Raw genomic sequence first — 21484 nt, 5'->3', positions numbered from 1 at the left:
GTGCACGTTCTGGGAATAATGTCACCTTTGGTTTTGCTGCAAAATCTGAAGCGATACCGTGTGTAAGAAGTCATGCTGAGTGGAAGCGAGGGTGTTGGGTCCGGCTTAAATCGCCTCCATTTTCCCTCATTTTTAGGGGCGAGCCGTCGGGAACGGCGAGAGGTTGTGATCGTCGGACAAAAATGTCAGGAACATTTTTGAACAATGCTTGCGTTGGCCACGAAGTGGTTCGTCACAGGGATGTGACGAATCATCGAATCGCAACCGCCCCTAAAAATGAGGGAAAATGGAGGTTTACCGCTTGCGGCGATTTGCTTGCCGGGAGTCGGGGTTCTTAGGGGAGTGACGGTGAACTCCCCTAAGACGTTCACCGGTTCGGTAGCTGCATAAAACACAGAACGCCTGGTGAACGGAAACTTCACGGTACTGACAGAGTGAATACTCACTGCACTGAACTCAAAGATGTAACTAAGAGACAGTTCCAGGAGAAGGTTGGGCGGGGGCATCTCAGCCACCCCAAAACCTCAACCATCAATCCCTTCGCAAAGCAAATCAATAACTAACAACGAACCGTAGCGCACTTCTGTTAGCGGCAAAAGAATATCGTTGCGGTGAATAAATGAGCCGCTATCCCGGCCAATGAAAATGATTTCAGCACCCAGCCGACGCGCCTGATGTGCCGCCGCAATCAGTGCATTTTCCGGTGCAGAGCCTGCGAAAATCACCAGCACTTGTCCGGCACCGAGCATCGATGCAGTAATACTCATCAGCGCTGGGTCCTGACAAATATTGGCCGGATAACCCTGAGTCAGCAGGCGATATTGCAGCAGGCTTGCAAAAGGCGTATCTGCCGCACTGGCGCTGAAAATATGCACCGCTTTTGCCTGCTTCAAACGATTAACTGCCTGATTTATGACTGCGGGTTGTAGTTCGCACAACTGTGAATTTAGTGCATTTTGCAGCCTGTTCAGTTTTTCACGCCATGGCAGAGCCATATCGCCACCGGATACCGGTGTGCTGGCTTGCGCCAGTTTCATGCGCAAATCACGGATATCGTCACACCCTGCCGCTCGGGCAAATCGGGTAATGGTTGCCGGGCTAACCCCCGCAGCCGTCGCAAGCTGGTCGATGGTGGCAGATGCGGCAAAAGAGACATCATCAAGTATGGTCTGCGCCACGCGAGATTCTTGCTGGCTGAAGTCATTCAGGCGGTTACGGATCTGGCCGAGAATATCCCCGTTATTTTCACGGCCTATTGAGTGCGAAAACCTCTCGAGTATTTCGCTGCCGATACCGGCGTTAAGTGCCAGCGCTTTCAGTGCCCCCGGATCGACCCACGCGGCATCGCCCAACATAGGGGCAGCAGGAACTTGCAGATTATTCTCCTGCTGTTGATGGCGTACCTGGCCGATAAAATCATTGATATCGTTACAGCCAATGCTGCGCGCAAAGTGCTGCAACGTGGCAGGGCTCACCCCTGCCTTTGCCGCTAACTCTTCCATCGTTGCTTCGGGTATTTGCGCGAAGTTATCAAGGAAAAAGCGTGCCAGACGAGATTCTTGTGCAGGCAGGCCAGATAACCCGTGTACCAGTTGGTAAACAATATCCATAACAGGAGGCGTCCTAATGTCGGCATTAACTGCTCGTTAAAAGCATCATAAATGTTTGAAATTATTTTTCAATCCATCTCATTCACGTACACATTATTATCTGCAATGCTCACCATATATATCCATTTTTCTATAGAGATCACATATTCATCCGCTCTGAGTGCCATCGGGAAATAATCCAACAAGGATCACACTCATGAAAATAATTTTCATGCATGCTAATTAAAACAGCTAATGTATGAAATATGTTTTCAAATGAGGGGAAAGTTGTAATGAAAAAAATCATGTTGTGCTGTGCTGCAGGGATGTCCACCAGCATGCTGGTACAGAAAATGCGTAACGAAGCGACGAAGCGTTCTCTTGAAATCGAAATAGACGCCATCCCGGTATCCGAAATTGAAGGCCAGTTGCGCCATGCCGACGTGGTATTGCTTGGCCCGCAAGTACAGTACGAATTACAGCGCCTGACTGAGCTTTCCACACCGCTGGGGAAACCTGTCGCGGTGATAGATATGATGGATTACGGCACCATGCGCGGCGATCGCGTGCTGGATAAAGCCCTCGCCTTAATGGCCTAAGACAGGCGGAGAACAACATGAAAATTACCGTTATTGGCGGGGGAAGCAGTTATACCCCGGAATTGATTGAAGGATTGATTGAACGCCATGCTTCACTGCCAATGGCGGAATTGGCATTGGTGGATGTAGAAGCGGGCCGCCAGAAAGTCGATATTATTGCCGCCCTCGCCCGTCGCATGCTCGACAGAAATGGGCTGGAGTCCGTTAAGGTATCAGTACAGTTTGATGCCGACGAAGCCATCAAAGGTTCCAGTTTTGTCTTAACACAGTTGCGCGTGGGGCAACTGCCAGCCCGCGCAGCTGATGAACGCCTGGGTTTAAGCCACAAGCTTCTCGGCCAGGAAACGACTGGGGTTGGCGGTTTTGCGAAAGCGTTGCGCACCATTCCAGTAATGCTCGATATTGCCCACCGCGTGGAGCGCCTCGCCCCGGATGCGTGGATTATCAACTTCACTAACCCAGCAGGCATCGTCACAGAAGCGGTATCACGCTATAGCAAAGCAAAAATCATCGGCCTGTGTAATGTGCCGGTGACTATGCACCATATGATTGCCGACATGCTGAAATTACCGCACGACGCAGTAAAACTGCATTTTGCCGGGCTGAACCACATGGTCTGGGTGCATAAAGTTCTGGCAAACGGTCATGATGCCACCCATGAGGTAATCGAAATGTTGTGCGATGGCGAGCAGCTTTCGATGAACAACATTAAAGCGATTCCATGGCCTGCGGATTTGCTGCGCGCATTAGGCGCCATTCCCTGCCCTTACCACCGTTACTTCTGGCAAACGCGCACCATGCTGGAAGATGAACTCTCGGATGCCGCCACTAAAGGCACTCGTGCCGAGCTAGTCATGAAGGTGGAAGAGTCACTATTTAAACTCTATGCCGATCCAAACCTCGATAAAAAACCGGAGGAACTCAGCCAGCGTGGCGGCTCGTTCTACTCCGAGGTCGCGGTGCAATTGATTAACGCCTTACATAATAATCTCGGTATTGAAATGGTGGTGAATACCGCCAACAACGGTGCAATTCAGGGGTTACCAGACGACGCGGTGATTGAAACTAACTGCCTGATTGACGCCCTGGGCGCACATCCGCTGGCATTTGGCAAACTGCCACCGCTGATGAACGGCCTGACTCAGCAAGTTAAAGATTTTGAACATTTGACCATTGAAGCCGCAGTTCATGGCGATAAGCAAAAAGCGTTACTCGCGCTGGTCGCAAACCCGCTGGTGGCTGATGTCAATCTGGCGTCTGTGCTGGTAGATGAAGTGTTAAGTATCAACAAAGCGTGGTTGCCGCAGTTCGGCAAATAAATAAGCAATTCACCAAAAAAAATAATACCCGGATCGGCAGATCCGTATCCGGGCAGGGGGTGTCTGTGTCTATAAACAAATCTATTATCGAAAAATATGTACTGCCAACCGCGCTAAAAATTGCCGGGCAAAAGCATGTGCTGTCTGTGCGTGACGGTATCATTCTGAACATGCCATTTATGTTGATTGGCTCGTTCTTCCTTATTTTTGCTTATCTGCCGATACCGGGTTATGCCCAAATGATGAGTGACTTTTTCGGCCCAACCTGGCAGGAAAAAGTGCTCTATCCGGTTAAAGCGACCTACGACATCATGGCGATTATCTCCGCCTTTGGTATCGCTTATCGCCTGGCAGAAAAGTATCGCACTATCGATCCGTTGACTGCTGGTGCCGTGTCTCTGGTTGCGTTTATCATGACTATTCCGCAGCACATCATGTTTACACCTGCTACAGGAGGTGCTGCACAGTTAGTGAAAGGCGTGATGCCGATGGGGCAAATTGGCAGCCAGGGGTTGTTCGTCGCCATTCTTATCGCACTGCTTTCAACTGAAATTTACCGCTTTATCAACAACCGTAATCTGGTTATCCGTATGCCGGAAGGCGTGCCGCCAGCGGTAGCCAAATCCTTCCTTGCGTTGATCCCAGGCTTCTGCGTTTTAGCGGTAGTGCTGGCGCTGCGCCTGTTGGTTGAGGCAACACCATTTGGCGATATCAATACGATGATTACCGAACTGGTTGGCATCCCTATGAGTCATGTCGGCGGTTCACTGCCGGGTATGATTATCTCGGTGCTGCTGATTGGTATTCTGTGGATGCTGGGCCTGCATGGCGACACTATCGTACTGGTGTTTATCCGTCCGGTATGGTTGAGCAATATGTCGGAGAACCTCGAAGCCTTCCAGAACGGTTTGCCGATTCCTCATATTATCACCCAACAATTTTATGACTTGTGGATAGCTCCTGGCGGCACAGGTGCCCTGCTCGGGCTGGTGATATTTATGCTTATCCGCAGTCGCAGCGCGCAGATGAAACAACTAGGTAAAATCGCCGCCCCCGGTAGCCTGTTTAATATCAGCGAACCGATGGTATTTGGCATTCCCATTGTGATGAACCCGTATCTGGTCGTGCCGTTTATTCTTACTCCTGTTGTATTAGTGATTGTTTCTTATATAGCAATGACCACCGGGCTTGTCGCCAAACCTGCGGGTATTGCCTTACCGTTCACTACACCGATCGTGGTCAGCGGATACCTGGCAACCGGCGGGCATATTTCAGGCTCCGTGCTGCAAATCGTCAACCTCGGGATTTCGCTGGTAATGTATTACCCGTTCTTCCGCATCTGGGATAACCTGAAATATCGCGAAGAACAGGCCAGTAAATCGCAAAAAGAAGCTTCAGTAGCACCCGTAACAGAACAAATAACGTTGTAGAACCGGCGAAAGAGTGGATGGCATCCCATCCACCCTGCATCTGATTTTCTCAGATAAGGTTAGCAACAATCATACTTTTCAATACTGAACAATCTCTTATGCATCTCTTTTTGAACAAAATTTTTACTTGCCAAAGTTGGCGAGAAATACAGTTGTGAGCCATAGTCTAAAAGTAGGGAAAACAATTTATCTACCATAAGCAAAGATGAGGTTCGTCATGAAGATAGCTAAGGGTGTTTTGGTAGCGTTAACTTTGGGTGCAGTTTCATTCAGTGCATTGTCAGCAGAACTGTTGACGAAAGAAGCCTATAACGACCATAAAGATCAGTATGTAAAAGTCGGCAGCATCACCACCAGTGGTGAATTGTCACCATCTGATGCGAAAGCAGAACTTTCCAAGAAAGCTGATGAGCTGGGTGGTCAGTTTTATGTTGTAACGTCTGCAGATACCGAGAATAAAATTCACGGCACAGCAGAAGTTTATAAAAAGAAATAATCTGTCTTCTCTAGCCAAAATAATTCGAGTTGCATGAAGACGGCGACGCAGTGAATCCCCTGTCGCTTACTCCAGTAAGTGACTGGGGTGAGTGATGAAAGCCAACGCAGATGCAACTTGAAGTATGACGGATATAAATGGGCAACCCTTGGGTTGCCCATTTAACATCACTTCCCTTCACATTAAAGCCAGATAACCTTTCCGACCCAAAATACCCTATACTTTGCCATCCGTACCTGATTGATATACCTGAATAACACGGGTATCTGGGTGTCTTTGATGTATATATCAACCCGTTTTAGAATTGTGATTCATCTGTGCGCTTTTTTGGTTGTTCTCTATAGCCTGACGATGATCCCGCCAATGTTGCTGGCATTAATTGAAAAAGAACGCAGCCTGTTTGGTTTTCTTTATACTTTTATCATCACTTTTACGCTTGGAAGCCTGGCCTGGGTGATGACTGGCCGGTCTAATATTCAACTCGAAACTCGCGATGGCTTTATTATCATCGTTCTGTTTTGGCTGCTTTTTTCAGTTATCAGCGCCATGCCGCTGTGGCTGGATGATAGCTATAACGTCTCTTTAGCTGATGCCATGTTTGAGGGGGTTTCGGGTATTACAACTACCGGAGCCACTGTTTTTAACGATGTCTCCCTATTACCAAAATCAATCCTCTATTACCGCGCCCAGCTCAATTTTATCGGCGGTCTCGGTGTCATTGTGCTTGCTGTGGCAGTATTGCCGCTTCTGGGTATCGGCGGCATGAAGCTTTATCAGTCCGAAATGCCCGGCCCGTTTAAAGAAGAGCGCCTCACGCCACGTCTTGCGGATACAGCCAAAAGCTTATGGCTGACTTACTTGCTGCTGGGTGCTGCCTGCACGATTGCGTACAAACTTGCCGGTATGCCGTTCTTTGATGCGCTTTGTCATGGCCTTTCCACCGTCTCATTAGGGGGCTTTTCTACACGTACCGAAAGTATCGGTTTTTACAATAGCTATGCTATTGAGCTTGTCGCCGGGGCTTTTTCATTGCTCTCCGCCATCAACTTCACCCTCTATTTTGTCGCCCTGGCACGTCGCAGCATTAAACCTTTTCTCAAGAGCGCAGAGTTGCGATTCTTCCTGATGGTCGCAAGCATTGTGATTTTAATCATTACTCTGGAAGTCTGGCGCGCGGGTATGTACGCCCTACCCGCCTCGTTTGTTCATGCCTTTTTTCTCACCAGCTCAATGATTACCGATAACGGCCTTTCAACCAGCGATTACGCTTCATGGCCGGTACACACCATCGTTCTGTTGCTGTCAGCTAGTTTCTTTGGCGGCTGCGTGGGGTCAACCTGCGGCGGGATTAAAGCGCTGCGTTTCCTGGTGTTATTTAAGCAAACCCGCCATGAAGTACATCAACTGGCCCACCCGCGCGCCATCATGAGTATTAGGGTTGGCAACTCGCCCGTTAACGACAGAGTTTTGCGTTCTGTGTGGAGTTTTTTCTTCCTCTACGTCGTGTGCACCTGCTTTTTTATCTGGATGCTGAACTTGCAGGGATATGACCTGCTCACATCTTTTGCCACCGTCGCCGCCTGTATCAACAACATGGGGCTGGGGTTTGGCGAAACTGCCGCAGGATTTGGCACGTTGAGCGATAGTGCAAAATACTTAATGTGTGCGGCGATGTTGTTGGGTCGACTGGAGATCTATCCGGTGTTGATTTTGTTTTCGAGGACTTTCTGGCGGAGCTAATGTTGTTGGCTACCTGTGCTCTTCAAAGTGAATAAGCAAGGATTGCTATTTTCCATTTACCCTAAAACTTTTTGCTCCCACACAGTTCAGTAAACGGTGGACGTATCAAGGGGTTCCCCCCTGGCACGTTCACCGTTCATTGATATCTGCGGGATCAAATCACGTCCAGGTGAACGGAAAGCAGCAAGAACGGTAGTTCAAGAAATCACCTCCCCACCATAGGTATGGCGCTCCCCCGTGACTCATCTCACACTTCCCCGCCAAACTTCGGGAACAACAAAAAACAGCAATTCACCAAACAAATAACGGAAAGTGATAAAAAAACTGCCAACGTATACTGGCTCTACACCAGCCAAACAGATGGTAAAAATAATGACAACTGTACCTACAAAGCTTTCTGACAGTTACGTGAAAATCGGCACCCGCGAAAAAATCTGCTACGGATTTGGCGACTTTGCTTCTAACTTATCCTTCGGATTTGTTTCTCTATTTCTACTTTATTTTTATACCAACATTTATGGTATTTCGGCGGCTCAGGCCAGTTTGATTTTTGTTATCGCCCGGGTGACCGATGCAGCTTTTAATATCTTCATTGGTTATGCCGTGGATAAAACCCGCAGCCGTTACGGGAAATTAAGGCCGTGGTTATTATACGGCTCAATTCCACTTGGCCTGCTGACGGTATTATGTTTCCTGACCGTCGAGGGCGACTTTAAATTCTTATACGCTCTGCTTTCATACACTCTTTATTGCCTGGCCTACACCGCAGTGAATACGCCTTACTCTGCGCTGACGAACCGGATGACTCAGCATGAAGGTTCGCGAGCATCGTTATCGGTCTACCGTTTTGTGTTGGCTATTTTTGGTTATCTGCTGGTTTCCACCACTGCGGATGCCTTAATTTCGCGCTTCACCGATAACCATATGGGCTATGTGTTTGTTGTTTCGTGTTTTGCACTACTTGCCACCTTCTTCTTTCTGGCCTGTTTTGCCACCACTAAAGAACGTGTAACTGAAGACGATGGCCAGGCAGCTCCAACACTCAAAGAGATGCTGGCTGCCGTTTCAAGCAACACACCGTTAATTCATTTATCGGCATACACGGTATTTGTTTATATCGGCTATACGGTCTGGATGGCGATCGCGATATATTTCATTAAATATATTATCCACGATGAAAACTTCACTGCGCAATTCTTTGCCATTCAGTCTGCGGCTTATATTGCAGGCACGATAGTGACTGAAAAATTAATTTCCCGGATGGGGAAAAAGAACACTTCTCTGCTGGCGATGCTGATTGGGATTGTTGGCCTGCTGGTGCAGTACTTTATTGCTGGCGACAATATCTGGCTGATTATGGGCGGGGTTTGCCTGTATAGCATCACGCTGGGCATGGGCTTTGTCACCATGTGGTCAATGATTGCCGACACCGTTGAATACGCTGAATGGAAGCACGGTGTTCGTACCGAAGGCGCGATTTACGGCTTCTTCAACTTTATTACCAAAATCGCCATGGCGATTGGCGGCGGCTGTGCCGGCTGGGTGCTGGATTATTTTGATTACAACGCCGCAAGCATTAGCCCAAATGCGCTTAAAGGCATCAACATTATGATGACGCTATTCCCCGCAACTATGTTCGCGTTAGCTGCCGTATTCATCATCTTCTATTCGCTCGATGAAAAAACCTATCGCGATATCGTCGTTAAAATTACCCAGCGCAAAGAGCACGCCCTTTAATCCCGAGGATGACGGAAATGAACAATAAATTTCAAACTATTATTGCCGCGATGTCGGCCGAAGAAAAAGTCACCTTACTGACGGGTAAAGGGTTGTGGCGCACCGCTTCACTGCCTCAACACGGCATTGAAGATATCGTGATGACCGACGGGACTTATGGCGTGCGCTACAGTACCAGCCAAATTGAACAGGGCGAAAAATGGAGCATGACCGATTTTATTTCGGTTATCTCCCAAAGTGCCGCAGATGCTACCCCAATTGAAAACCAGGCGCGTGGCGGCAGTGAATCGTTGTTTAGCCATTCCAAACCGGCCACCTGCTTCCCAAACGGCTCTACTCTCGCCTGTAGCTGGGATACCGATTTGGTTTATCAAATGGGCCAGGCTCTGGGGCGTGAGTGCCAGGAAATGGGCGTCGGGATTTTACTTGGGCCGGGTATTAATATTCGCCGCACACCGCTTGCCGGGCGCAGTTATGAATATTACTCCGAAGACCCGGTCATCAGTGGTGACACGGCGGCGGCACTTATCAACGGCCTGCAAGATGAAGGCGTGGGTGCCAGCCTTAAACACTTTGCTTGTAATAACTCAGAGTTTCGCCGCACCGAAATGGACTCGATCGTTGACGAACGCGCACTGCGTGAAATCTACCTTGCGGGCTTTAAACGGGCGATTAATAAATCCCAGCCCTGGACGGTGATGTCTTCCTACAATCGTTTGAACGGCGTGCAAACCTCGCAGGACCCGTTCTTGCTCACCCAGGTTTTACGCGATGAGTGGCAATACAACGGGTTAGTGATGTCCGACTGGTACGGAATCAAAGACCGTCCTGCGTCGTTGCTGGCGGGGAACGATCTGGCAATGCCTGAAACCCTGCATGACAAGCAACAATTACAGGCCGCAGTTGACCGTGGTGAGATCCCAACCGAACGTCTGGACCAGGCTTGCCTGCGCATGTTGGAGCTGCTCGATAAAGTGCACCAAAACCGCCGCCCAGGTTTTCGCGCCGATTTTAATCAGCACCACCGTCTGGCCCAAAAACTGGCGGCGGAATCTATCGTGCTGCTGAAAAACGAGAATGATTTACTGCCGTTAACGCCAGCTACCGCCCGCAGCATCGCCATTCTGGGTAAACCAGCACAAGAGCCGGTTATTCAGGGTTCAGGCTGTGCGACAACGGTGCCGTATTTGCTCGACAGACCACTTGATGAAATCTTTGATGTCGCGGGAGACAACTTCCAGATTCGCTATGCCATAGGCACACCGGATGACAACGCCGTTGACCAACAAGCGCTGGACCACGCCATTGAAACCGCCAGAACCGCCGATGTCGCCGTGGTTTTTGTCAGCACCGCAATTGGTGAGGACGGTGAAAATGGCGATCGTCAGGATCTTAATATTCTGCCGTCGCATGAGGCGCTTATCCGCGCTGTGTCTGAAGTTCAGCCAAATGTGGTTGTGGTTCTGTCTAACAGCGATGCGGTGGTCATGCCGTGGCTTTCTAACTGTGGCGCACTGCTGGAAACCTTCTTTGCTGGACAAGGAATGGGGCGTGCAGTGGCCGATATTCTGTTCGGCAATGCCAACCCGTGTGGCAAATTAACCACTACGCTTCCGAACTCACTTGAAGAAACGCCAGCCTGGCTTAGCTACCCTGGAGAAAATCTGCGCCATCACTACAGCGAAGGGTTATTTGTCGGCTATCGTTATTACGACAAGCGCAATATTACGCCACTGTTTCCCTTCGGCTTTGGTTTGAGCTACACCCAGTTTGACTACAGCAATTTGCGTTTATCCGAATCCATGTGGGCAACAGATGCACCGCTTGAAGTCAGGGTGGATGTGACTAACAGCGGGAAACGGGCGGGCAAAGAGATTGTGCAGTTGTATCTGAGCGCACCGCACGGCGAGATACAGCGTGAGCCTCTGGCGTTGAAAGCCTTCGGCAAAGTCGCACTGGCAGCGGGCGAAACGCGCACCGTCACGCTAACCCTTAACCGGGAAGATCTGGCTTACTACAACCCGGTGCTGAACCGTTGGGTAATCGACTCTGGGACATATCGCATAAAAATCGGTAAATCCTCCAGGGAGATTGCCCTTGCGAGCGAAGTTAAGGTCATCAGCGAGCCGGTTTTATTGCCAATACGCAACGACAGCTCAGTACAGCAGTTGATCAAAAACCCGCCTGTTTTCGCGCGTGTCGCAAAGCTGATTGCCAGTAAGAATGGGCAAACACCTGAAGCGGTCCAGGAAAAACTAACCGTCATGGCACCCGATTTAATCTTCGGCCTGTTCATTACGTTGACGGAGTTTTTGGCACTGGAAATCAGCCTGGATGAGCTGAACACGGCGCTGGCCGAAATCTGATATTCTCGGTTTATCCACGCAATGGGCTTTGCAATTGGATGGCGCAAAGCCCGGACAACGCCGGAGCAAAATGAATGTTTCCTTTTTCGGTCACTCGCAAGCTTGCTGCTTCACCCCAGCCACAACCGGCTGGCCAGTCAGGCTGCGAGTTGATTGCGTTCGACGCCGAGCAGCTTAACGTTTTCTCCGCAGAAGTTCGCTATTGCGAGCCGCACTGGCACCCGGCACCGGAGTTGATTCTGGTACTTTCAGGTTCATTTTCTATTGCAGTCAGCCAGGATACCCACCAGCTTGCGGCAGGGGAAATGCTCTATATCAATGCCGAAGAGGTGCATTCGCTTGAAGCACACGCCACAGCAAGCAGCCTGCTGACCGTGCAGTTTTCCCCTGGGCTGTTTAATAAAACACACCCTGTTCCACGACTTGAATATCGCAGCATGCGTAGTTCACTCACCCCAAGTGACAGCCACGTTTATCGTGCGCTGGCGTCATTGGTTGCGCATTTGATTCAACAAGCCAGCCCATTTAGCCGCATCGCCGCCGTTTATCTGCTGCTGGATGCGCTTGAAAAAGCCGGATCTCCTGCCCTGCAAAGTCAAATTCACGCCCGCGATGTCGTGATGATTAAGGAGTGTATTGAGTTTATTAACCTGCACTACGAGGAGGATTTAACGCTGGGCCAGCTTGCGGAACAGGCAGGAGTCAGTTATCACCATTTCTCGCGTACCTTCAAGAAAGTCAGTAACCATAATTTCAAAGAATATCTGACCCTGATCAGAACCAACAAAGCACGGCAATTATTAAAAGACACCCATATTCCGATTACCGAAATCAGTCAGATTTGTGGCTTTCGGGAGCATAAGCACCTGATATTCGCCTTTAATAAATACTGTTCAATGACGCCAACCGATTTTCGCAAACGCTATTTAAGCAGCCTTAATGTGCCGCAGCCGGAAATGACCGAAGATTGCCGCTGCCTGCCGTTAAATGAGGCGCTGCTAAAACAATTAGTGGCGTTTTCGGGGCAGCCAGCTGTTAGTAGAATCAAACAATAAAAATAGCTCGGATATCATTAACATTCGTCAGCGTCGGTCCTGTTTTGATGAGATCTTTAAGCGCGGCAAAAAAAGTATAGCTGTCGTGTTCAGCCAACATCTGCTTGCCGTTAATGCCTGCATGCTGTGCTCTGAGCAGGGTATCCGGAAGAACAAAAGCTCCAGCGGCGTCTTCGGTTCCATCAATACCATCGCTGTCGCCTGCCAACGCCCAGATATTTGTCTCCCCCGCTAGGGCATTTGCCAGACTCAGTAAAAATTCGGTATTTCGCCCTCCGCGCTTTGCACAACCACCGCCAATAGTGACCGTTGTTTCCCCACCCGAAAGCAATACCGCAGGCGTTTTAACCGGCAGACCATGGTACTTCACTGAACGGGCAATACCAGCCATCATAATGCCCAGTTGCGCACTTTCCCCTTCCAGCGCATCTCCCAGAATCAATGGTGTAATCCCCATCTTTTCAGCGATAGCCGCTGCATTCAGCAATGATTTGGACGGTGAAGCAATCATGCGCACATCGACCTGAATGTCACTCTTGCTCACTGTCTCTCTTTTTTGAGAAAGCACTTGAGCAACGTGTTCGGGTAAATCAATGTGGTAGCGAGTAAGTATTTCTTTGACCTGTTCAATAGTACTGTTATCGGGAATCGTAGGTCCGGAGGCGATATCTTCCGGGTTATCACCCGGAACATCGCTGATCACGAGCGTAACCACTTTTGCAGGAAGCGCAGCTTGCGCCAGTCGCCCACCTTTAATATCAGAGAAATGTTTACGTACGGTATTCATTTCCTGAATCGTCGCACCGCTGCACAACAGCGCTTTATTCACCGTTTGTTTATCTGCAAGCGTGATGCCGGTGCGCGGCAGAGCCATCAGGGAAGAGCCGCCACCAGAAATTAACGCAATCACTAAATCATCAGGATTCAGGTTTTTGAGTGATTCCAGAATCAACATCGATGCCACCTTGCTCATCGAATCTGAAACCGGATGCGCCGCCTCAATAATTCGTACTTGCCGAGTGGGAACCGCATGTCCGTAGCGGGTGACCACGACACCTGAAAGCGGCACATCGGGCCATGCGGCCTCGAGTGCTGCCGCCATTGCAGCGGAAGCCTTACCGGCTCCCACCACAATACATCGACCAAGGGGTTTTTCTGGCAACGCATCAAGCAATGCAGCATGAGGATCTGCACTTTTAATCGCCGCACTAAACATCTCAAGCAAAGCACTTTTCGCTGTTTTGTTCGTCCACGTAGCCATTCTTCCCCCTAATATTTAGCGCTTCATGATTGCGGCAATAACCGCCTCGGTGACTACACGAGTCGTTGCTTTACCACCGACATCTGGTGTTTTAATACCTGCTGCGCACACTTCTTCTACCGCAGACATCAACAAGGCTGATGCATCATGCTCACCGAGATGGTCCAACATTTGTGCCGCTGTCCAGAAACTTGCCACTGGGTTGGCGATGCCTTTGCCGGTGATATCAAATGCAGAACCATGAATAGGTTCAAACATTGAAGGGAAACGGCGCTCCGGGTCGATATTTGCCGTAGGCGCAACACCCAGACTCCCGGCCAGCGCACCTGCAAGGTCAGAGAGAATGTCAGCATGGAGGTTGGTTGCCACAATGGTATCCAGTGATTTTGGATGCAGCGTCATACGCACCGTCATGGCATCTACCAGCATTTTATCCCAGCTCACATCCGGGAACTCTGTTGCCACTTCCGCAGCAATTTCATCCCACATCACCATACCGTGGCGTTGAGCATTGGATTTTGTTACCACTGTCAGTAGCTTACGCGGGCGAGATTGCGCGAGTTTGAAAGCATAACGCATAATGCGCGTGACACCTGCACGGGTGAAAATAGCGACTTCAGTACCCACTTCTTCCGGTAAGCCACGGTGCGCACGGCCGCCATGACCTGAATATTCGCCTTCAGAGTTCTCGCGAACAATAACCCAATCCAGATCGCCAGGCCCTGCATTGCGCAGCGGCGACTGAATACCCGACATAATTTTAGTTGGACGCACGTTGGCATATTGATCAAATCCCTGACAAATAGGTAAACGCAGACCCCAAAGGGTAATATGGTCAGGAACATCTGGAGCACCAACCGCACCAAAATAAATAGCATCAAATGCTTTCAGTTTTTCCAAACCATTTTCTGGCATCATCACGCCATTCTTTTTGTAATAATCAGAACCCCAGTCAAAATGCTCAATTTGGAAACTCACATCGCCTACTTTCTTTTGTAGACATTCAAGAACACTAACGCCAGCAGAAATAACTTCAGTACCAATACCATCAGCGGGAATAGCAGCAATTTTGTAGTTACGCATAGGTAAGACTCCTTACAATGATTATATTTTTAGGTCAATTCAGGTGCGCCATTAGTTTTCTAATGATGCCTTTATTTAAAAAAATTAAACTTGCAGGTTAATATTTTAATTATTTTATGTGCGTCACAATCTGATGGATTCCCATTAATCATTAACGCCTGACAACTATCATTATGCACAGAAAGCCATTAGTATCACTCGCATCTGTTTATGCAAAAAATTGATATAATTCTGAGAGGAAAATGTGGAACTCAATCAGCTGAGATGTTTCATTGCCGTGGCCGAAGAACTGCATTTTGGGCATGCGGCGCAAAAGCTGGATATGCTCCCCTCGGCATTAGGTCGATACATAAAACTGCTGGAAGAAGATCTCGGTACACGGCTGTTATCACGTTCCACTCGCAATGTTTCTTTAACGCCGCATGGCGCATTGTTCCTTGATGATGCAAAAGAAATTGTCTCTATGGCCGATCAACTCCAGCAACGTTTTAAGAAGCTGGCGCGGCAAAATGCAGGACGTTTGCGTATCGGCGCAATCGACAGCGCCACCATCAACCTGGTCCCGCATGTGCTGCATATTTTCCGTGATAATTGGCCTGAAGTTGACATCCAAATTGTGGAAGATAAGTCATCAAAGCTGCTGCCAAAGTTAAAATCTGGCCGCCTGGATTTAATCTTTATTCGCCCTACCGAGCAAAAGGATGAAGCGCTGGAAAGCCAATTTCTTTTTTATGAAGATGTAGTGCTGGCAATTTCTGAAAAACATCGCCTGGCGCAATGCAGTGAAATACATGTCAACGATCTGATTAATGTGCCAATGATTGTTCCCGAAAGGCGTGTTCGGCCTCATAGCTATGATTTGACGTTAGATTTATTTGATAACGCCAGTTTTAAACCGCAACTGGTGCAAATTGCCGACGAAAAACAAACTATTATTAATATGGTGGCTGCTGAATTAGGTGCAGCGATTATGCCGAAATGGGTGTCCAGAATGTCTGCATTAAATGTAAAATTTATTCCGCTAGCTAACGAATATATTAATGTCAGGCATAAACTAGCATTATCTGCGGTATGGGTAAAAGATTCACGCGATGAAACTCGCGATAATATGATGAAAGTGGTCATGCAAGAATTAGCGATTATTTCTCAAAAATATTAAAACAGCGCCAATATACAGGCGCTGTTTTACCCACATTTAAGCCAGTGAGTTTTTCAACTCCCTGCGTTTGCGGTTAATCTCAATAGATAGCGTAAGCAACGCCGAAATCACCAGCATGCCCGCTACACAATAGAGCGCCAGTGAAAAGTCACCCGTGGTCTCTTTCAACCAGCCAATCACCGCAGGCCCTGCAAAACCACCTAAGTTGCCGATAGAATTTATTGCTGCAAGTCCAGCAGCAGCGGCAGGTCCATTGAGGAATAGCGACGGAATGCTCCACAGCGGTGGCTTGCAAGAAGAGATACCAATGTTTGCCAAAATCAGGGCAAATATTGCCAGCGGCAAGGAATGAACCGAACCGGCAAGAATAAACCCGACACACGCCAGTAAACAGGCACTCACGACATGCCAGGTTCTTTCTTTGGCCTTATCAGAATGCTTCGCCCACAGGATCATCGCAACTACTGAAAGCGCTGCCGGAATCGCATTCACAAAACCAATTTGAAACGTGCTTAAACCAAACGATTTAATAAACTGCGGCGACCATATGTTAAGTGAATACAACCCCGCTGAAGTCCCAAAATAGACTACAGCCAACGTTAACACGCGAATATCGGTCAACCCTTTCCAGATGCTGGTTTTTGCCTGACAGCCCTGCGCGTTACGTTCCTGGGCCAGGGTGGTGATCAACCAATCGGTCTCTTTCTGATTTAACCAACGATTCTTTTCAGGCCTGTCGTTCAAATAAAACAGCGTGAAAATACCCAATAAAATGGCGGCAACAGCATCAATTAAGAACATGAGTTGCCAACCTTTCAAACCTAACGCGCCATGTAAACTCAAAATAGTCCCAGCCAGTGGTGAACCCAACATTGCCGATATGGGCGCTGCCGCCATGAAAAATGCGATAACTTGGGCGCGACGCTTAACAGGAAACCAGGTACTTAAATAGAGAATAATTCCTGAGAAAAAACCCGCCTCTGCAACGCCCAACAGAAAACGCAAAATATAGAACCCGGTTGCGGTCTCGACAAACATCATACAGGCAGCAATCGCTCCCCAACTCACCATAATTCGAGCCAGCCAAATCCGTGGCCCCACTTTTTGCAATATTATATTAGAAGGAATATCAGTCAGAAAATAACCAATAAAAAACATACCTGCACCAACACCAAATACAGTTGAAGAAAAACCTAAATCCTGATTCATGGTTAATGCTGCAAAACCAATATTTATTCGGTCAAAGAAGGCTATGAAATAGGCAAACATAACAAAAGGGACTATGCGCCAGGTTATTTTTTTGAGGGTAAGATGTTCTAATGAATGAGTCATAGCATATTTCCATTATTTTAATAAATAATCGGACACCTGTTGTTATAAGTCTAAATAGCACCAGGCCAGTCATTGAAATATGCGCTGACGATCGAGATGAATCATCCAGTCGTGATTATATAAAAAAATGAAATAATGCTAACAGATAAGAGTCGCCTCTAAAAAAGCATGATAGATCATATAGCTAGAGTAATTAACACTTATGCTAAGAAGAATTCCAGTTAAAATGCCTGTTTATATATGGAGAGTTAGCCTGGACGCTAAAGTTTGTATTTGTGATAGGCTTCAAACATCAGAGATTTAATCGATTAATGAGAACGGCTACCTAAGTCGGTAGCCGTTTCGCATTCACGATGATTTAGAATGTGGGGCTTGATAAGCACTATTCTGCCGCTCGGCACTCTTTGACAGTAACCAAACCAGAATCGATGACAAACACAGTAACGCGGCAACAAACAACAGCCCGCCAGTGAAACTCCCCGTGTGTTCTTTAATCACACCAATCATCACGGGTCCGACGAACCCGCCCAGATTACCAATCGAGTTTATCGTGGCGATCCCTGCCGCTGCTGCAGAGCCTGACAAAAACATCGTTGGCATACTCCACAATGGCGGCTTGGAGGCACTGATACCGACGTTAACCAAAGTTAAGGCGATAATTGCTGTCACCACAGTGGTAACCATACCAGCATAAATCAACCCTACTGCCGCCAGCATACAAGCACCGATAATATGCCAGGTACGTTCCACTTTTTTATCCGAATGCCGCGCCCAAAGCACCATCGCGACCACCGCAATAATGGCAGGAATGGCGTTTAATAGCCCGACTTGCAAGGAACTCATGCCAAATGCTTTGATTATCTGCGGTGACCAGATCCCCAGGGTATAGAGCCCGGCAGAAGTCCCGAAATAGACCAACGACAAGGCAATAACGCGTTTGTCTGCCAGACCTTTCCAGACACTCACATGAGCGGAACCCGCTTTAGTACTTTGTTCAGCAGCAAGAGTCTGCATAAGCCAGTTGCGCTCTTCATCAGTTAACCATTTTGCTTTAGCAGGGCGATCGGTAAGCCAGAACAACACCACGCAACCTAAAATCACTGCGGGGATCGCCTCAAGTACAAACATCCATTTCCAGCCAGACCAACCAAGGAAACCGTGTAATTCCAGCAATGCCCCGGAAATGGGTGAACCCAGTGCAGTCGATAAAGGTGCTGCAGCCATGAAAATAGCCGTTACTTGAGCACGTCGTTTCATGGGGAACCAAAAGCTTAAGTACAGAATTATACCAGGGAAAAATCCGGCTTCAGCCACACCAAGTAAGAAACGTAAAATATAGAAACTGGTCGTGCCCTGAACAAAAGCCATTGCCCCTGAAACCAGCCCCCAGGTAATCATGACTCGGGCAATCCAAATCCTCGCCCCAACTTTATTCAAGATAAGGTTAGACGGAACTTCAAATAAAAAATAACCGAGGAAAAATATTCCCGCGCCGATACCAAAAACTGTGGGAGAAAAACCTAACTCCTGGTTCATTGTTAATGCTGCGAAACCAATATTCACCCTATCCAGAAAAGCAATAAAATAGAGCAGCATAATAAAGGGAATGATGCGAAGCGTTATTTTTCGCAGCACCCGTGCTTCGAGTTCTGTAGACATAAGAGGAGATCCTCTGTGCGATTTGCAGGTAGGTAAGATTATTATTGGTGTTACAGGAATTGATTATGATTGTTTATTTTTAGTTATCATCCAATATTTATTATATAAAATATTGATACAATGGGAATACGAGGAAAGAGCTTGGTTAAATCGAAGATTTTTATAACGTGGAGTTAAAAAATATATGGAGTTCTATCTATTTAATGCAGAAATTCATTCATTAAAAAATCCTGCACAGAATGTCCCTATGCAGGATGTTTTTCACTAAGCGCCAGGCACTACACGCTAAGTTCACCCCAGACCAGATTCCCTTTATGGAAGGTCGCGGTTCGTGGAGAGATGCGTGCCACGGCTTCGGCAGAACATGAGGCATCCACCAGCACAAAGCTTGCTTCATCCTGCGCTTTTGGCCACACACGCTCGCCATTGTCATTAAGCGGCAGCACGTTGCCGGTGGCAATCGCAAGGGATCGTGAAAGATTCAATTCACTGACACGCATATAGAGCTGCGCATAAAGGTTGGCTTTCTCCAACATGTCGCCCAGGCCATACGGCGACCAGTGGTCGATCACGCTGTCGGTGCCCGTCATCACAAACACGCCCTTCTCTTGTAACTGCTTGAGTGGCATATGCATGGTGCCAATCGGCACGGTTGACGCGATAGTAATTTGTTGCGCCGCCATTCGTGTAGCAATCGCATCAACCTCTTGTTCGTTCATCATCGCCAGTGCAAAACCGTGGCTAATGGTCAATTGGCCTTTCAGCTCAGGGGTTTTCTCCACCGTTTCAACCATGTAATTCACTGCGGCAATCCCCGCAGGGCTTGTTTCATGCAGGTGAATATCAACACCTTTCTTGTAGTCGATAGCTATCTGGAACATGGCATCTAAAGATTTTTCCATCGCCCCATCAACGTTAGTCGGGTCAAGCCCACCCACGTAGTGAGCGCCCGCTTGCATTGCATCGCGCATCAACGCAACGGAGTTAGAGTGCAGCAAACCATGCTGAGGAAACGCGACAATTTCACAGCTAAAACCAGACTTACGGCGTTCCAGAACCGCTTGCAGATTTTCGAGGTTTTTCAGCCCGGAAACGGGCTCAACATTGCAATGGCTTCGGGCGATAGTCGAGCCTTTCGACTGAATCAAATCAATCAGTTTTCCTGCTCGCTCCTGAGTGACCGGTTGCAGTTCTGGCAGCAATTTTTGCTCAAGGGCAATCATGTCCAGAATGGTGGTTCCCGCCGGGCGGTTGTGTACACGCCACGGGCCACCGTAGAAGGTTTTATCGAGATGGATATGCATATCGCGCATCGCAGGCAGCAGCAGTTTCCCGGACGCATCGTAATGGGCAAGGGTGGCATCGGGATGCTGTTTATTTGCGAGCAGTGCCGCAATTTTGCCGTCTTTAATTTCCAGCGTTTTCAGCTCGGTTTGCGTACCAACAATAGTCTGCCCTTCGCGGTTAAAACCCGCCTCCAGCAGCACGTTGTCGAGGTAGTAATGCGATTCTTTAATGGCGCTCATGCGATTGTCCGTCTCACAGGTAAGGGAGGCTGGTTTCGCAGCATACGCCATTGAGCCAGTCGCGCCAAAGAGTGCGCAGGCAGCAGCCACTTTGCCGCCACCACTTAAAAATTCACGGCGGCTTTTTTCTGCATTATTCATTAAGTTCTCCCACTCTTAAGCATTAACAATATGAGTGCCCGTCTCGCCGCGTAAGGCCGCAGGTAATTTTTCAGGCGTGGTGATAATCACGCGTTTGCCGCCATTGCGCAGGAACGCAAGGCTTGCGGTGATTTTTGGCAGCATGCTGCCCGGCGGGAAATGGCCCTCTTCACTGAAATGCGCCATCTGTTCAACCGTGACTTCATCAAGTTCTCGTTGCTCTGGTTTACCAAAGTGAATACACACTTTCTCCACACCAGTGGTGATAACCAGAATGTCAGCATTTACTTCGCGAGCCAGCAGCGCGGTAGAAAGATCTTTATCGATAACCGCATCCACGCTCTGGTAATCACCCTGATCGCTACGAATCACCGGAATGCCACCACCGCCTGCGCCAATCACCACAAAACCTTGCTTAATCAGCGCGCTAATCGCATCTGCTTCAACAATACGTTTTGGCTCAGGAGACGCCACAACCCGACGATAGCCGCGCCCGGAATCTTCAACAAACTGCCAGTCCGGATGGGCGACTTTCAGCGCTTCGCACTGTTGTTCGCTAAAGAACGCACCGATCGGTTTGGTGGGATGGGTGAAGTTTGGGTCGTTTTTGTCCACTTCCACTTGAGTGATCACGGTGACCGCTTTTTTGTCTCCGTGTTTACCCAACTGGTTATTCAGCGCCTGCTGAATCAGATAGCCGATGCCACCCTGGGTATCTGCCACACAGTTAGCCAGCGGTGTGAGCGGCAACCCCTCTTTCTCATGGGCGATTTCCGCACGGCGCAGATCCAGCCCCACCTGCGGGCCATTGCCGTGCGTCAGTACGATGTCGTAATCCGACGAGAGCATTTCCAGCACCGTCTGAGCCACTTCTTTAACCGCAATTTGCTGATGTTCAACCGACTGGCTGGCGTTGTCTTTGATGATGCTGTTGCCGCCAATTGCCACGACCACGAGTTGTTTCATTATTTTTATCCTTTAGGGCAAGGCCG

The 21484-nt window shown here is 48.6% G+C and carries 16 protein-coding genes; 9 read left to right on the top strand and 7 right to left on the bottom strand.

Features of this window, described 5'->3' with window-relative positions:
- Positions 1-524 precede the first annotated feature (524 nt).
- Positions 525-1610 (bottom strand): MurR/RpiR family transcriptional regulator, encoded by a 1086-nt coding sequence (locus tag M979_RS01415; protein ID WP_074388618.1) that lies wholly within the window; start codon positions 1608-1610, stop codon positions 525-527.
- Between the two features lie 272 nt (positions 1611-1882).
- Between M979_RS01415 and M979_RS01410 the strand changes: the two genes are divergently transcribed.
- The 8 genes from M979_RS01410 to M979_RS01375 all read left to right on the top strand — a co-directional run bounded on the left by M979_RS01410 (position 1883) and on the right by M979_RS01375 (position 12331).
- A complete protein-coding gene (locus tag M979_RS01410) occupies positions 1883-2188 on the top strand; it encodes a PTS sugar transporter subunit IIB (RefSeq protein ID WP_034456812.1) in 306 nt (101 codons plus the stop codon).
- A 17-nt stretch (positions 2189-2205) separates the two neighbouring features.
- Positions 2206-3507 carry a 6-phospho-beta-glucosidase gene (locus M979_RS01405; protein WP_064553266.1) on the top strand — a complete coding sequence of 434 codons (1302 nt, stop codon included), beginning with the start codon at positions 2206-2208 and terminating at the stop codon, positions 3505-3507.
- A gap of 71 nt (positions 3508-3578) precedes the next feature.
- Positions 3579-4937, top strand: coding sequence for a PTS cellobiose transporter subunit IIC (celB, locus tag M979_RS01400; protein WP_034457245.1), 1359 nt, complete (start codon positions 3579-3581; stop codon positions 4935-4937).
- Between the two features lie 217 nt (positions 4938-5154).
- Entirely contained in the window at positions 5155-5433 is a 279-nt protein-coding gene (yahO, locus tag M979_RS01395) for a DUF1471 family periplasmic protein YahO (protein WP_034456816.1), read from the top strand.
- A gap of 279 nt (positions 5434-5712) precedes the next feature.
- Positions 5713-7173, top strand: a complete 1461-nt coding sequence (locus M979_RS01390) for a TrkH family potassium uptake protein (protein ID WP_064553264.1) — start codon at positions 5713-5715, stop codon at positions 7171-7173.
- Between the two features lie 372 nt (positions 7174-7545).
- Positions 7546-8910, top strand: a complete 1365-nt coding sequence (locus M979_RS01385) for an MFS transporter (protein ID WP_034456820.1) — start codon at positions 7546-7548, stop codon at positions 8908-8910.
- Between the two features lie 17 nt (positions 8911-8927).
- The gene (locus M979_RS01380; RefSeq protein ID WP_064553262.1) at positions 8928-11276 is read left to right on the top strand and encodes a glycoside hydrolase family 3 C-terminal domain-containing protein; all 2349 of its coding nucleotides are present in this window, start codon (positions 8928-8930) and stop codon (positions 11274-11276) included.
- 74 nt (positions 11277-11350) lie between these two features.
- Positions 11351-12331 (top strand): helix-turn-helix transcriptional regulator, encoded by a 981-nt coding sequence (locus M979_RS01375; RefSeq protein WP_064553260.1) that lies wholly within the window; start codon positions 11351-11353, stop codon positions 12329-12331.
- On the opposite strand, the gene M979_RS01370 is transcribed toward M979_RS01375, so the two are convergent.
- Positions 12321-13592 (bottom strand): glycerate kinase type-2 family protein, encoded by a 1272-nt coding sequence (locus M979_RS01370; protein WP_064553258.1) that lies wholly within the window; start codon positions 13590-13592, stop codon positions 12321-12323. The two genes, M979_RS01375 and M979_RS01370, sit on opposite strands and share 11 nt — an antisense overlap.
- A 15-nt stretch (positions 13593-13607) precedes the next feature.
- Complete coding sequence (locus tag M979_RS01365; protein ID WP_064553256.1) at positions 13608-14675, bottom strand: tartrate dehydrogenase; 1068 nt, start codon at positions 14673-14675, stop codon at positions 13608-13610.
- A 244-nt stretch (positions 14676-14919) separates the two neighbouring features.
- Between M979_RS01365 and M979_RS01360 the strand changes: the two genes are divergently transcribed.
- Positions 14920-15834: a LysR family transcriptional regulator gene (locus M979_RS01360; RefSeq protein ID WP_064516907.1), complete on the top strand. Its 915-nt coding sequence runs from the start codon at positions 14920-14922 to the stop codon at positions 15832-15834.
- A 36-nt stretch (positions 15835-15870) separates the two neighbouring features.
- Here the strand turns inward: M979_RS01360 and M979_RS01355 are convergent, their stop codons facing one another.
- From M979_RS01355 to M979_RS01340, 4 genes are all read right to left on the bottom strand, one after another.
- A complete protein-coding gene (locus M979_RS01355; RefSeq protein ID WP_064553254.1) occupies positions 15871-17166 on the bottom strand; it encodes an MFS transporter in 1296 nt (431 codons plus the stop codon).
- A 348-nt stretch (positions 17167-17514) separates the two neighbouring features.
- The gene (locus M979_RS01350) at positions 17515-18825 is read right to left on the bottom strand and encodes an MFS transporter (protein ID WP_064553252.1); all 1311 of its coding nucleotides are present in this window, start codon (positions 18823-18825) and stop codon (positions 17515-17517) included.
- Positions 18826-19103: 278 nt separating this feature from the next.
- On the bottom strand, positions 19104-20492 hold the full coding sequence (locus M979_RS01345; protein WP_064553250.1) for an amidohydrolase family protein: 1389 nt from the start codon (positions 20490-20492) through the stop codon (positions 19104-19106).
- Between the two features lie 15 nt (positions 20493-20507).
- Positions 20508-21458 (bottom strand): carbamate kinase family protein, encoded by a 951-nt coding sequence (locus M979_RS01340; protein ID WP_064553248.1) that lies wholly within the window; start codon positions 21456-21458, stop codon positions 20508-20510.
- Between the last annotated feature and the right edge of the window lie 26 nt (positions 21459-21484).

It is taken from the genome of Buttiauxella noackiae ATCC 51607 (assembly GCF_001654865.1).
In the GTDB taxonomy this organism is placed as follows: domain Bacteria; phylum Pseudomonadota; class Gammaproteobacteria; order Enterobacterales; family Enterobacteriaceae; genus Buttiauxella; species Buttiauxella noackiae.
The sequence above is the reverse complement of the archived record's forward strand: the minus strand, read 5'-3'. Positions and strand labels throughout refer to the sequence as shown.